Below are 13,129 nucleotides of genomic sequence, written 5' to 3'. Positions count from 1 at the left end.
AACAGGAACGGGCGAAACCGGACACACCCGGCACATTCGGACGGGGTCGCCCACGGGCGGGGTGTGGCCCGCCGTGTTCGGCGCAGGGATCAAGCCTGACCGCCCGGAGCCGGGCACGGCGGGCCACACCCCCAACCGCACGCACAGCGCAGCGCGACAGGCCACACCCCAACGACGCCTACAACGCGGACCCACGCCCAAAGCGGAACCGGCCGGAGATCAGATGATCTCCGGCCGCTCCGATCTGACCATTCGTTACTGCTTGAGCATGTTGTCCAGCAGCAGCGCGCAGCGGATCACCCCGAGGTGGCTGTACGCCTGCGGGTGGTTGCCCAGGCCGCGCTCGGCCAGCGGATCGTACTGCTCGGGCAACAAGCCGGTCGGACCCGCCGTGTCGATCATTTGCAGGAACAGTTCCTCGGCGTCGGTTCGCCGGCCGGTGCGCAGGTACGCCTCGATCAGCCATGCCGTGCAGATGTGGAAGCCGCCCTCGCGGCCGGGCAGGCCGTCGTCCCAGTGGTAGCGGTAGACGACCGGCCCGCTGCGCAGATCCGCCTCGATCTTCAACACGGTGGAGAGGAAGCGGGGGTCGTCGCCGGCCAGCAGCCCGGAGATCCCGATCCAGAGCGACGAGGCGTCCATGTCCTCGTCGCCGTAGGCGACGCTGTACGCCTCGGCGTGCTCGTGCCAGCCGTACTCCAGCACGTTGGCGCCGATCCGGTCGCGCAGCTCCACCCATTCCGGCCGATCCTCGCCGCCGTGCTGGCGTACCACGTGCAGCGCCCGGTCGACTGTCATCCAGCACATCACTTTGGAGAAGACGTGGTGCCGGGGTGGCAGGCGGGCCTCCCAGATGCCGTGATCCGGCTCGTGCCACCGGCGGCGGACCGCCTCGACCATGTTCTCCAGCACCCGCCACTCCTCGGCGCGTACCGAGCCGCGTACGTCGGCGGTGGCGGCGATCAGGTCGGCGATCGGGCCGAAGACGTCCAGTTGGAGCTGGTGGTTGGCGAGGTTGCCGACGCGTACCGGTCGGGATCCGGCGTAGCCGGGCAGGGTGTCGATGACCGCCTCGGCGCCCAGTTCGTAGCCGTCGACCGTGTAGAGGGGGTGCAGCCGCTCGGGGTGCCCGCCGGTGCGTTCCACGCAGCCGTCCACCCAGCGCAGGAATGCCTCGGCCTCGGTTATCGAGCCCAGGTCGACCAGGGCCCGGGCGGTCATCGCGGCATCACGCAGCCAGCAGTAGCGGTAGTCCCAGTTGCGGACTCCGCCCAGTTCCTCCGGCAGCGAGGTGGTGGCCGCCGCCAGGATCGAGCCGCTGGCCTCGTGGCAGAGGCCGCGCAGGGTCAGTGCGCTGCGGGCGACCAGGTCCCGGGCGGTGGTCGGCAGTCGCAGCGAGGCCACCCAGTCCTTCCAGGGTCGTTCGGCTGCGGCCTGCCGTTCGTGGATGGGCAGCCGGTGGTGTTCCAGGCTGTGCGTACCGAAACGCAGCTCCAGCACCACCTGACCACCGAGCGCGGCGAGGTCCACCACCGCCTTGGCGGTCTCGTACCCGCCGTCGTTGCCGACCTCCCACTGCACCCCGGGGGAGTAGAGCGCGACAGGTTCGTTGGAGCCGAGCACCAGCAGGCCGTCACCGAGCGGCTGAAGCTGCACGGCGACCTGGGCGAACTCCGGCCGGGGCGCGAACTCAAGGCGAACCCGACCGGTGCCGGTGAGTACCCGGACCAGGGTCGAGTCACCGGAGATGATGGCCGGGCCGTCCGGCGTGGCCTTGGGGTCCGGCTTGTCCAGCCAGTCGGTGACGGTGAGACCGGACCAGCGGGTCTCCACGGTCATCGTGCCGGAGCGGTAGCGCTGGCCCAGCGGAATGCCGCCGCGTTCGGGTGCGACGCTGAAGTGCCCGGCCGGGCTGCCGCCGACCAGGTCCGCGAAGATCGCCGCCGAGTCGGGCTTCGGGTTGCACAGCCAGCTCACCTTGGCGTCCGGCGTGAGCAGCGCGACCGTACGACCGTTGGCCAGCATCGAGTGCCGCTCGATCGGTACCGCCCGTTCACCGAACAGCCAGTGCCGTCGGGTCTCCAGCAGCAGCCCGAGTGCCCGGGCGGCCTCGATCGGCTCGGCCACCCGGTAACCGGCCTTGGTCTCGCCGGGGCCGATCTTGATGCCGACATCCGGACCGTGCAGGTTGCCGAAGGCGTTTTCGTCGGTCACGTCGTCGCCGATGAAGAGCACCGCACTGGCCGAGAGCTGGGTGCGCAGCTGGTCGACGGCGGTGCCCTTGTGGGTGGCCACGACGGAGAGCTCGATGACTTCCTTGCCCTGGGTGACGGTGACGTCCGGCCAGGTCGCGGGACCGCTGCGAACCGCGTCGATGGTGGCGGCGGCGATCTGGGGATCCACCCCACGGGTGTGCACGGCGACACTTGCCGGCTTGCGTTCCAGTCGGACGCCGGGGTGGGCCGCGGCGATGTCGCGCAGGGCGTCCCGCAGCCGGGTGCGTACGGCGATCAGCTCGGGGGAGAGCCGCTCGACGAAGCCGATGTCGAATTCGGAACCGTGGCTACCGACCAGGTGGACCTCGCTCGGCAGCCGGGAGAGGGCGGCCAGGTCGCGCAGCGCGCGGCCGGAGACGACCGCCACGGTGGTCTGTGGCAGCGCCGCCAGGGCCCGCACCGCGGCCACCGACTCCGGCAGCGGTACGGCCTTGCTGGGGTCCTCCACGATCGGTGCGAGCGTGCCGTCGTAGTCGCAGGCGACCAGGAGTTGGGGTACCCGGGCGATCCGCCCGATGGCGGCGCGTAGTTCCGGGTCCATCGGGCCCGCGACGGGCGTGACGTTCTCGGTGGACGCCGCGTTCACGCTGCCTCCATGTCGGGCACACCGAGTTCGGTGAGGAAGGACTTCGCCCAGTGCCCCACATCGTGGGTGCGCAGATGGCGTTGCATTGTCCGCATACGGCGACGAGCCTCCGGCTTCTCCACATGCACGGCCCGTAGCAGAGCGTCCTTGACCGCGTCGGGGTCGTGCGGGTTGCACAGGAACGCCTGACGCAGCTCGGTGGCGGCGCCGGCGAACTCACTGAGTACGAGTGCGCCCCCGTGGTCCGCCCTTGATGCGACGTACTCCTTGGCCACCAGGTTCATTCCGTCTCGGAGCGGAGTAACCATCATCACGTCGGCGGCGGCGTACATCGCAGCCAGTTCGGTCCGACTGTACGACTGATGCAGATAATGCACCGCCGGCACGCCAACCCGGCCGAATTCGCCATTAATCCGACCAACCTCGCGCTCAACCTTGACGCGAAGTGCCTGGTAGTGCTCCACCCGCTCGCGACTCGGTGTGGCGACCTGCACCATAACCGCGTCGGGGACTGTCAACTTTCCGTCAGCAAGCAACTCGCGGAAGGCCTTGAGGCGCAGTTCGATGCCCTTGGTGTAGTCGAGCCGGTCGACGCCGAGGATGATCGTCCGGGGGTTGCCCAGCTCCTCGCGGATCTCCTTGGCCCGCGCCTGGATCGCCGGGTCGGCGGCCAACCGCTCCATCTCCTGCGTGTCGATCGAGATGGGGAACGCGCCGGCCTTGACCTGACGGCCGTCCACCTGGATCATCTGGCCCTCGTACCGCAGCCCCAGCAGGTGCCGGGCGAGCCGGACGAAGTTCTGCGCGGCGAGCCGCTGCTGGAACCCGACCAGGTCGGCGCCGAGCAGGCCACGCAGGATCTCGGCGCGGAACGGCATCTGCATGAACAGCTCGATCGGCGGGAACGGGATGTGCAGGAAGAAGCCGATCCGCAGGTCGGGGCGCAGCTCCCGGAGCATCGCCGGTACCAGCTGTAGCTGGTAGTCCTGGACCCAGACCGTCGCCCCCTCGGCGGCGACCTCCGCAGCGGCCTCCGCGAACCGGGCGTTGACCAAGCGGTACGCCTCACGCCAGCGGCGCTTGTAGGCGGGCGTCTCGACGGCGTCGTGGTAGAGCGGCCAGATCGTCGCGTTCGACTGTCCCTCGTAGTAGCGCTCCAGTTCCTCCGCGCTCAGCGGCACCGGATGCAGCCGGATGCCCTCCAGGTCGAACGGTTCGGGGGCCGCGCCGGTGCCGCCTGCCCAGCCGACCCAGGTGCCCTGGTGTTCGGCGAGAACGGGATGCAGTGCGGTGACCAGCCCGCCAGGGCTGCGTCGCCACTGCCGTCCCTCGGGTGTGCTCACCTCGTCGACCGGCAGTCGGTTCGCCACTACGACAAAGGAGCTACGGACGGTCACGATCGGCCACCTCCGGGTGCTGACGGGTCCACCGCGATGAGCGTACTGAGCGTAGCTGCGGCGTCTGTTCCCCTGTGCCGGACTCACCTACCCGCCCCGAACTCGGCGAACCCTGGACGTGATCATGTTGACAGGTGAGCCGCCCCGACCGGCCCCCGGGGCGGTGACGGGCCCCGGTGGACCTGGTCTGGCGGGGCGATGTGGGCGCAGCCCGGCGTACCTGTCAGGATTGACAACGGCGTGCGCGCGGCCGGCTCCCGGCCGACGGCGACGGACGGCGGCCCTGGCCCGCGTCCGTGGCACGCGAAATCGGCGATCGAAAGCGACGGAGGAGCCCGCACCGTGGCCCAGTTCATCTACGTCCTGGACAAGGCGCGCAAGGCGCACGGCGACAAGGTCGTGCTCGACAACGTGACGCTGAACTTCCTGCCAGGCGCCAAGATCGGGGTGGTGGGTCCGAACGGCGCCGGCAAGTCCAGCCTGCTCAAGATCATGGCGGGTTGGGATCAGCCGAGCAACGGTGAGGCCCGTCTGATGCCCGGCTTCACCGTGGGAATGCTCGCGCAGGAGCCGCCACTCAACGACGCCAAGACCGTGCTCGGCAACGTCGAGGAGGCGGTCGCGGAGACGAAGGTCAAGCTGGAGCGGTTCAACAAGATCGCCGAGCAGATGGCCACCGACTACTCCGACGAGCTGATGGAGGAGATGGGCCGGCTCCAGGAGGAGCTGGACCACGCCGACGCGTGGGACATCGACTCCAAGCTCGAACTGGCCATGGACGCGCTGCGGTGCCCGCCGCCGGACGCCGACGTCACCCAGCTTTCCGGTGGTGAGCGCCGCCGGGTCGCGCTGTGCAAACTGCTGCTGGAGGCCCCCGACCTGCTGCTGCTCGACGAGCCCACGAACCACCTGGACGCCGAGAGCGTGCAGTGGCTGGAGCAGCACCTGGCCAAGTACGCCGGCACCGTCGTCGCCATCACCCACGACCGCTACTTCCTGGACAACGTGGCCAACTGGATCCTGGAGCTGGACCGCGGTCGCGCCTACCCGTACGAGGGCAACTACTCCACCTACCTGGAGAAGAAGGCGGCCCGGCTGGCGGTCGAGGGGCGCCGCGACGCGAAGATGAAGAAGCGCCTGGCCGACGAACTGGACTGGGTGCGCTCCAACGCCAAGGCTCGGCAGACCAAGTCCAAGGCTCGCCTCGACCGGTACGACGAGATGGCCGCCGAGGCGGAGAAGACCCGCAAGCTGGATTTCGAGGAGATCCAGATCCCGCCGGGTCCGCGTCTGGGCAACACCGTCATCGAGGCGAACAGCCTGACCAAGGGCTTCGGCGAGCGGGTGCTGATCGACAACCTCTCCTTCTCGCTGCCGCGCAACGGCATCGTCGGCATCATCGGCCCGAACGGCGTCGGCAAGACCACCCTGTTCAAGACCATCGTGGGGCTGGAGGAGCCGACCGGTGGCTCGGTCCGGGTCGGCGAGACCGTCTCGCTGTCCTACGTCGACCAGAACCGGCAGGGCCTCGACGGCGACAAGACCGTCTGGGAGGTCGTCTCCGACGGACTGGACCACCTCATGGTGGGCAAGGTCGAGATGCCCTCGCGGGCGTACATCGCGGCGTTCGGCTTCAAGGGCCCCGATCAGCAGAAGCCGACCAAGGTGCTCTCCGGCGGCGAGCGCAACCGGCTCAACCTGGCGCTGACGCTGAAGATCGGCGGAAACGTCATCCTGCTCGACGAGCCGACCAACGACCTGGACGTGGAAACCCTCTCCAGCCTGGAGAACGCGTTGCTGGAGTTCCCCGGCTGTGCGGTGGTGATCTCCCACGACCGGATGTTCCTGGACCGGGTCGCCACGCACATCCTGGCCTGGGAGGGCGACGACGAGGACCCGGCGAAGTGGTTCTGGTTCGAGGGCAACTTCGAGGCGTACGAGAAGAACAAGGTCGATCGCCTCGGCGCCGAGGCGGCCCGCCCGCACCGGGTGACGTACCGCAAGCTGACCCGCGACTGACCGGGCGGTCTGTCGTGGCTGACCGGTTCGTCTACCACTGCACCCTGCGCTGGTCGGACCTGGACGCGTACGGCCACGTCAACAACGCCCGCTTCCTCACCCTCTACGAGGAAGCCCGGGTGGCGTTGATGTTCGTCGGCGCCCGGGCGAACGGGGTGGGCTCGTTCGCCGAGGGCGTGGTGATCCGTCGGCACGAGGTCGACTACCTGCGCCCGGTGGACTACGCCCTCGATCGGGCCACCGTCGAGACCGCACCCACGGTGCGGATCGAGCTGTGGGTGGAACAGTTGCGCGCCGCGTCCTTCACCATCGGATACGAGATGTACGACGGCGAACTGCTCATCAGCCGGGCGCGTTCGGTGCTGGTGCCGTTCGACCTGGCCCGGCAGGTGCCCCGGCGGCTCAGCGAGCCGGAGCGGACGTTCCTGCTCGGCTACGCCCCGGGAGGTGCGTCGTGAGCGTCGGACACGGCATCGTCGACGTCGCCGACGCGGGGGCGTTCCTGGCCCGGCTCGTCCGGTTGGAGCGCGCCGCCCTGGTCCGACTGAGGCCGGCCGCTGTCGGCGCGCGTACCGCCCTCTGGGCGCGGCTGCCGTGGGAAGTGCTGGCCGTGCGTACGGTGGCCGGCGCGGGTCCTGGTGATGTGACGGTCGCCGCCGGGCAGTTGCTCGCCGAATTCGCGGCCGGCCGTGCGGACCTGCCGGCCCGCCGCGACGCGCAGTGGCGGTGGGCCTTGCCGCCGGCGGTGAGCCGGCGGGTAGAGACGATGCCGGGCGGGGAACTGCGCCGGCTGGCCGAGGCGGCGGCCGGTACCCTGCGCGAGGCGGCCGAGCACGGCGTCGGCGGCCGGGCGGTGGGGCAGCGGGTGCTCCGCGACGCCCTGCTGGACCACGTGGCGGTGGTGGTCACCCCCGACGACGAGCCTGACCGTCCGGTGGAGGTGACCCAGCGGATGGTGCAGGGTCTGGTTCGAATGGGTTTCCTCGGTGCCTCCGAGGATTCGGCAGCTGGTGACGGCGTGCAGGTACGTGCGGCTGGCCGATGGGTCGGATTGGTGGGACCGTACGGAGCCATCTGGTCGCAGAAGGCCACCGATCTTGTCGTGCGGCCATCCGTGACTCATCCGAACGGCTGACCGCTACCCATCCTTCCGGTTTGGTGCTGGCGTTGGGGGGGTGCTTCGTTCCGGCTGTCCGGGTACCGTCCATCCTCGGATCCACCCACTGTAGGCGACCGGATCCGCTGGGGAGTGAGGTGCGCGAGCGATGCCGTGGTGGTCATGGCGTCCAGGTCCCGCCAGTGGCGGTGACCCGGAAACTCGAAGCAGGATCATGGTGGAAGGTACGGTCCGGGTCGGCCCGCCGGCGCCCCGCCAACCGGGCGACGACTGCCCGGCTGCGGAGCGTCCGTTGATCGCCGACATGCCAGCCACCGTCGAACAGGTCACCCTGCGTCGGATCTGCGACGCGCTCGACCTGCTCGACGTGCGTTACCTGGCCGACGGCGACGGCAACCTGCTGGCCATGTGGGAGCGACACGCGGTGCTGGTCACCCTGGAGGGGCCGGAGGACGAGATCCTCGTTTTGCGTGTCCGGCCACACGCGACGGTGCCGCCGGACTGGGCGGACCGGGCCTACCGGGTGGTCAACGAGTGGAACCACACCCGACGTTTCTGCAAGGCGTACGTGGGTGATCCCACCGAGCGTGGCCAGTTGCCGATCTACGCCGAGTTGCAGGTCCCGCTGGCGGCCGGTGCCCACGACGCGCTCCTGGTCGAGCTGCTCGACTGTGGTGCCGCCGTGGCCACCAGCTTCGTCGACTGGCTGCACGACGAGGGCGCCCTGCTCTGAGCGGCGGCAGGCCGCCCCGCCGTGGTGGCGGGGCGGTGGAGGTCAGCCGTGGGCGGCCGGGTCCGCCATGTCGTTCACCATGAAGTACGCCGCCCGTTCGAGGTAGTTCCACAGCTCCGTGGCCAGGGCCGGAGGCAGGTCGAGGCTGTCGACCGCCCGGCGCATGTGTCGCAGCCAGGCGTCGCGTTCGGCCGCGCCGATCCGGAACGGGGCGTGGCGCATCCGCAGTCGGGGATGGCCCCGCTGCGCCGAGTAGGTGTTCGGGCCGCCCCAGTACTGCATGAGGAAGAGCTGCATCCGGTCGGCGGCCGGGCCCAGATCCTCCTCCGGATACATCGGGCGCAGCAGCGGATCGGCGGCGATGCCGGCGTAGAACTCCTCGACCAGCCTGCGGAACGTGGGCTCACCGCCGACGGCGTCGAAGAACGTGACCGCTTCGCCGTGGCCTTCGGACTCACCTGCGGGATTCACCGTTCCATCCTGCCAGGCCCGCCGGGGCGCTCGCCCGGTCGGCACCGGGTTAACGAGGGTGGCTCAGGTCACCGCGTGCCGAGGCCGGCCCGGACCCACGTGTCCGGGCCCGGGATCCTCGGCAGAGGTGTCCCCGGACGATCCGGCAGGGGCGGTGGCCTCGGCACTCGCGACGGAGGCGGCTCGGGCGGCGTCGACGGAGGCGGCCACGGTCTGCTGGTCGGGCCAGCGCAGGGCGACGATCGACATCAACAGCACCCCGGCGACGCTCCACACCCCCACCACGAGTGGAATGGGGAAGCGCTCGGCGAGCAGCCCGGTCACCAGCACGGCCGCACCCTGGATGACCTGCATGCCGGTCGCCATGACACCGAACGCCCGGGCCCGGAAGCCGTCCGGGAGGGCCTGGACGAAGAGCCCGTTGGCCGTCGGAATCAGCCCGGCGACGGCGAATCCGCAGATGGCGGCGAGCAGCGCCACCACCACCGGCGGCGGATCCAACAATGCGGGCACCAGCGCCAGCGGGGCGCCCACGGCCAACGGCCGTAACAGGCGCAGTCGGCGGGCGGGTGCGACGGTACGGCCGATGATCAGCCCGCCGAGGATGAAGCCGGCCGGGGTGGCTGCCATGATCACGGCCTGGGCCAGCCCGGGGTCCATGCTCTGGCCGGCGTGCTCGTTGGCCCAGGCGGCGGCCAGCCCCTCCGGCACGATGGAGAAGAGCATGGCGCTGAAGACCAGGACGGCGATAGCACGCAGCACCGGCGTCCTGAAGACGATCTGAAAGCCCGCGGCGGTCTCCCGCAGCAGGTGACTGCGGTGGGCGTTGGTCATCGCCGGTGGTCGGTCGTGCACCCCGAGCCGGACGATCACGGCGGACAGCGCGAAGGCGACCGCGTTCATCAACAGCGCGGCGGTGGGGTTGACAGTCGCGATGGCGGCGCCGAGCAGGTAACCGACCACCTGGGCGGCCTGCCCCACGCTGGCGTTGACGGACAGCCCGACGACGAGTCGGTCCCCGGGCAGGATCAGTGGCAGCAAGGCCGACCGGGCGGCCTGACTCGGTGGGTTCGCCAGCGTGGTGGCGAACAGCAGCACCAGGATCAACGGCACCGGCATCCCGGGGATGGCGACCAGCAGCATCAGCGACATCCGGATGAGGTCGCAGACCATCATCACCTGTCGGTACGAGTGCCGTTCGGCGATCGTGGCCAGCAACGGGCCGCCGACGAGCCACGGCAGATAGCTGACCGCGAAGGCGGCCGCCGACAGCGCCACGGACTCGGTTTCCCGGTAGACCAGGAGGGTGACGGCTGCCCTGGCGACGTAGTCACCGACCCAGGTCAGAGTGCTGGCCGCGAAGACGGCGCGGTACTCACGCTGGGCGAAAACCTCCCGGAAGGTGGCCGGCCCCTCCGGAGAAGGTCGCTCGTCGGACACCATCGCCTCCATCGTCCCGGTGTCTGGCCACTCGTGATGGCGGCCCGGGACCATCGTCAGGTCTGCGGATCAGCGAGGACGTGACACCGCTCGGTAAGCGCGTGCACCGGATTCTGCCCGATCGTCTGACAACTGGCTAGGGCGAACGGTTGGTTGGTCGCATCTCCGACTGAACGAACGGACGATACCCGAGGGGGCCGCTCAGTCGCGACCCCCGCCGGTCGGTTCAGGTGGCGCCGCCTTGACCGGTCTCGGAGTCCGGTCGAGTAGGTATGCCGGGGTAGAGGCGGCCCGCCGCGATCCTCGCCGTGATACCCGAGTTCTCCAGCGCCTCGGCCAGTCGGCGACGCAGCTCCCGGGCGACGGTGAACTGACCGTCGGCGGTCGTCTTCACCACCGTGCGCATCACCGTGCCCTCCACCGTGACCTGCTCGACGCCGAGGACCTCCGGCGGCTCGACGATCGAACTGGCCAGCTCCGGGTCCACCGCGATCGACGCGGCGGCGGTACGCAGCACGGCCGTCGCCTCCTCGGTGCCGGCGAAACCGATGGGCAGGTCAACCACCACCAGCGCCCACCCCTGGCTCTTGTTGCCTACCCGGATGATCTCGCCGTTGCGGATGTACCAGAGCACGCCCCGGGCGTCCCGGACGGTGGTGACCCGGAGCCCGACCGCCTCGACCACGCCGGTCGCCTCGCCGAGATCGACGTTGTCGCCCACCCCGTACTGATCCTCGATCAGCATGAACAGCCCCGCGATCAGGTCCTTGACCAGGCTCTGCGCGCCGAAGCCGAGGGCCACGCCGGCGATGCCCGCGCTGGCCAGCAGCGGTGCCAGGTCGAAGCTGAACTCCTTGAGCACCATCAGCAGGGCGATGCCGAAGATGAACGCGGTGCTCAGACTCCGTAGCACCGAACCGATGGCCTCGGCACGCTGCCGGCGACGCTCCGGAACGAACTCGCCAGGCTCGGTGGCGGCGGTCGGGATGCGCTCGCGCAGCGGGCGGAGCATGGTCGGCACACCGGCGTCGCTGGTGCTGCGGACGAGCCGACGGATCGTGCGGTGCACCAGCCATCGGGCAGCCAACGCCAGCAGCAGGATCAGGATGATCCGCAGTGGCTTGACGAGGATCCAGAAGCTGCCCTCGGCGAACCACACCGAGTCGGTCCAGTTCCAGACGATCTTGCACAGCGCCTCGTCCAGGCACTCCGGGCTCGGCGTTTCGGTCGGCTCCGGACTGGCCGGGGCGGGGGTGGGGCTGAGGCTGCTGACGGTCACCCTGTGTTCGTACCTCAACCGGTCGGCGGGTCCGCCGTCGACCCACCGGCCGGTGCCGCCCGGCCGGCCGAGCGCGGCCGGGGGAAGGCGCGGGCTACCCAGGATTAGTACGTGCATTCCCGGTTCCGATCAGGGACTATTGGCGCAGCGGACGTCGGTGATCCGGCCGGCGTCGACGTGGTGTGGGGCTGTGCCCGGCGCCGGTCGGCGGTGGCGAGTGGTAAGCCGCTTGACCGGGAGGGTGACGCGATGCCTGACATACGACCCACGGTGGGCTCCGGCGCGCTGGTCCTCAACGCCACCTACGAGCCGCTGTGTGTCGTGTCGGTACGTCGTGCCGCGATTCTCGTACTCTCCGCCAAAGCGGTATGTGTCGCCGACGGTGAGGGCATCCTGCACAGCGCGCGCAGCGCGCTGCCGGTGCCCTCGGTCGTCCGGCTCACCCGTTTCGTCCGGGTGCCGTACCGCACCCACGTGGGTCTGTCCCGCCGGGCGATCTTCGCCCGGGACGGCTGGCGGTGTGCCTACTGCCGGGGCCCGGCGGAGACCATCGACCACGTTTTCCCCCGCAGCCGGGGCGGCCGGCACGCCTGGGAGAACGTGGTCGCCGCCTGCGCCAGGTGCAACCACACCAAGGGCGACAAGACCCCGGCCGAGCTGGGTTGGCGGCTGCACGCGTTGCCCACCGCCCCGAAGGGGATCGCCTGGCGGGTGCTCGGCCACCGTGCCCCCGACCCGCGCTGGGCCGACTGGCTGGACCTCCGCGAACCCGAAGCCGCCTGACCTGTCAACGGCTCGCTTGTCCGCCCAGCTCAACCCCGCAAGATGCCCACCCGCGCTCGCGGACGACCCCGCGCCTCCCGCGCGGCGAGTACGCCGAACAGGTTTTCGGGGGAGCCCGACCCGCGCAGGGATCAAGCCTGACCGCCCGGAGCGGGTCGGGCTCCCCCGAAAACCCCCAACAGCAACACCTAACGAGCCTCGACCAGAGAAGCGAAGACCACCACGTTGTCCGCGTACCCGGTCTCCCCGCCGACCCAGCGCCCGCCGCAGGTGATCAGCCGCAGTTGGGGACGGCTGAAGTCACCGAAGACGTCGTCCGTCGGCAGTTGTTCCTTGTCGAACCGGTCGACCCGGTCGACCTCGAAGACCGCCACCGAGCCGTCCGAACGGGCAACCTCGACCCGGTCACCGGCCCGCAGCTGGGGCAGTTGATGGAAGACGGCCGGGCCCGTGGTGGTGTCGACGTGCCCCACGATGACGGCCGGTCCGTACTGACCGGGAGTGGGCCCCTGGTCGTACCAGCCGGCCTCCTGGGCCCGCTCGGCCGGCGGTGCGGCAATGCTGCCGTCGGGGGCGATGCCCACGTTGTGCACCGGTGCCGCCAGGTCGATCTTGTTGATCTCGATGCCGACCGGCTCACTCGCCGCCAGCAGCGGAAACTTCTTGGGTGGTTGCGCCAGCCCGGCGATGAAGCGGTCCGGTAGCAGGCTCAGCCCGGTCAGCCGTTCGACGCCGAGCATCGCGATGATCAGCAGCATCAGCGAACCGATCACCAGTACCGGTAGCCCCGGCCCGGAGCGACGACCGTGGTGTCCGGTCGCCACCGCCCAGGCCCGTGGCCGCCGGGGCGGTAGCGGCGCCGCCGCCGGATCGGGCGTGGCGACGCTTGCCGAACCCATCTGCGCCGCGACCCGGACCAGCCGGCCAGCCGCCGCGACCACCCTCCGCCGGACCCGCTGGCTCCGACGGGTGGTGGTTCGCCGTGGACCGGGGCCCGGTTCCGGCGCGGGTACGCGGAAGCCGGCCAT

General features: G+C 70.3%; 11 protein-coding genes. 5 read left to right on the top strand and 6 right to left on the bottom strand.

The genetic code is table 11. The features are described from left to right. Positions 1-255: 255 nt before the first annotated feature. Together otsB and Vse01_RS26165 are read right to left on the bottom strand one after the other, a co-directional pair. Positions 256-2,817: a trehalose-phosphatase gene (gene otsB / locus Vse01_RS26170; protein WP_093411309.1), complete on the bottom strand. Its 2,562-nt coding sequence runs from the start codon at positions 2,815-2,817 to the stop codon at positions 256-258. Positions 2,818-2,858: 41 nt separating this feature from the next. Then, positions 2,859-4,259, bottom strand: a complete 1,401-nt coding sequence (locus tag Vse01_RS26165) for an alpha,alpha-trehalose-phosphate synthase (UDP-forming) (protein WP_093411226.1) — start codon at positions 4,257-4,259, stop codon at positions 2,859-2,861. A gap of 342 nt (positions 4,260-4,601) precedes the next feature. Between Vse01_RS26165 and ettA the strand changes: the two genes are divergently transcribed. The 4 genes from ettA to Vse01_RS26145 all read left to right on the top strand — a co-directional run bounded on the left by ettA (position 4,602) and on the right by Vse01_RS26145 (position 8,128). Further along, complete coding sequence (ettA, locus tag Vse01_RS26160; RefSeq protein ID WP_093411228.1) at positions 4,602-6,278, top strand: energy-dependent translational throttle protein EttA; 1,677 nt, start codon at positions 4,602-4,604, stop codon at positions 6,276-6,278. Between the two features lie 14 nt (positions 6,279-6,292). Then, a complete protein-coding gene (locus Vse01_RS26155) occupies positions 6,293-6,736 on the top strand; it encodes an acyl-CoA thioesterase (RefSeq protein ID WP_093411230.1) in 444 nt (147 codons plus the stop codon). Further along, positions 6,733-7,413, top strand: a complete 681-nt coding sequence (locus Vse01_RS26150) for a DUF8185 domain-containing protein (protein WP_093411233.1) — start codon at positions 6,733-6,735, stop codon at positions 7,411-7,413. Before Vse01_RS26155 ends, Vse01_RS26150 begins: the two co-directional genes overlap by 4 nt. A 130-nt stretch (positions 7,414-7,543) precedes the next feature. Beyond that, positions 7,544-8,128, top strand: coding sequence for a type III secretion system chaperone family protein (locus Vse01_RS26145; RefSeq protein WP_093411235.1), 585 nt, complete (start codon positions 7,544-7,546; stop codon positions 8,126-8,128). A gap of 42 nt (positions 8,129-8,170) precedes the next feature. On the opposite strand, the gene Vse01_RS26140 is transcribed toward Vse01_RS26145, so the two are convergent. From Vse01_RS26140 to Vse01_RS26130, 3 genes are all read right to left on the bottom strand, one after another. Beyond that, complete coding sequence (locus tag Vse01_RS26140) at positions 8,171-8,599, bottom strand: globin (RefSeq protein WP_093411237.1); 429 nt, start codon at positions 8,597-8,599, stop codon at positions 8,171-8,173. 63 nt (positions 8,600-8,662) lie between these two features. Continuing rightward, positions 8,663-10,042 carry an MFS transporter gene (locus Vse01_RS26135; RefSeq protein ID WP_093411311.1) on the bottom strand — a complete coding sequence of 460 codons (1,380 nt, stop codon included), beginning with the start codon at positions 10,040-10,042 and terminating at the stop codon, positions 8,663-8,665. A gap of 223 nt (positions 10,043-10,265) precedes the next feature. After that, entirely contained in the window at positions 10,266-11,318 is a 1,053-nt protein-coding gene (locus tag Vse01_RS26130) for a mechanosensitive ion channel family protein (protein ID WP_232511482.1), read from the bottom strand. Between the two features lie 249 nt (positions 11,319-11,567). Here Vse01_RS26130 and Vse01_RS26125 point away from each other — a divergent pair, with 249 nt between their 5' ends. Next, positions 11,568-12,101, top strand: a complete 534-nt coding sequence (locus tag Vse01_RS26125) for an HNH endonuclease (RefSeq protein WP_093411314.1) — start codon at positions 11,568-11,570, stop codon at positions 12,099-12,101. Between the two features lie 188 nt (positions 12,102-12,289). On the opposite strand, the gene Vse01_RS26120 is transcribed toward Vse01_RS26125, so the two are convergent. Then, positions 12,290-13,129: a class F sortase gene (locus Vse01_RS26120; RefSeq protein ID WP_093411241.1), complete on the bottom strand. Its 840-nt coding sequence runs from the start codon at positions 13,127-13,129 to the stop codon at positions 12,290-12,292.

The sequence above is a fragment of the Micromonospora sediminimaris genome (genome assembly GCF_016863575.1).
GTDB lineage: Bacteria > Actinomycetota > Actinomycetes > Mycobacteriales > Micromonosporaceae > Micromonospora > Micromonospora sediminimaris.
This window is presented reverse-complemented; position numbering and strand designations above follow the sequence as displayed.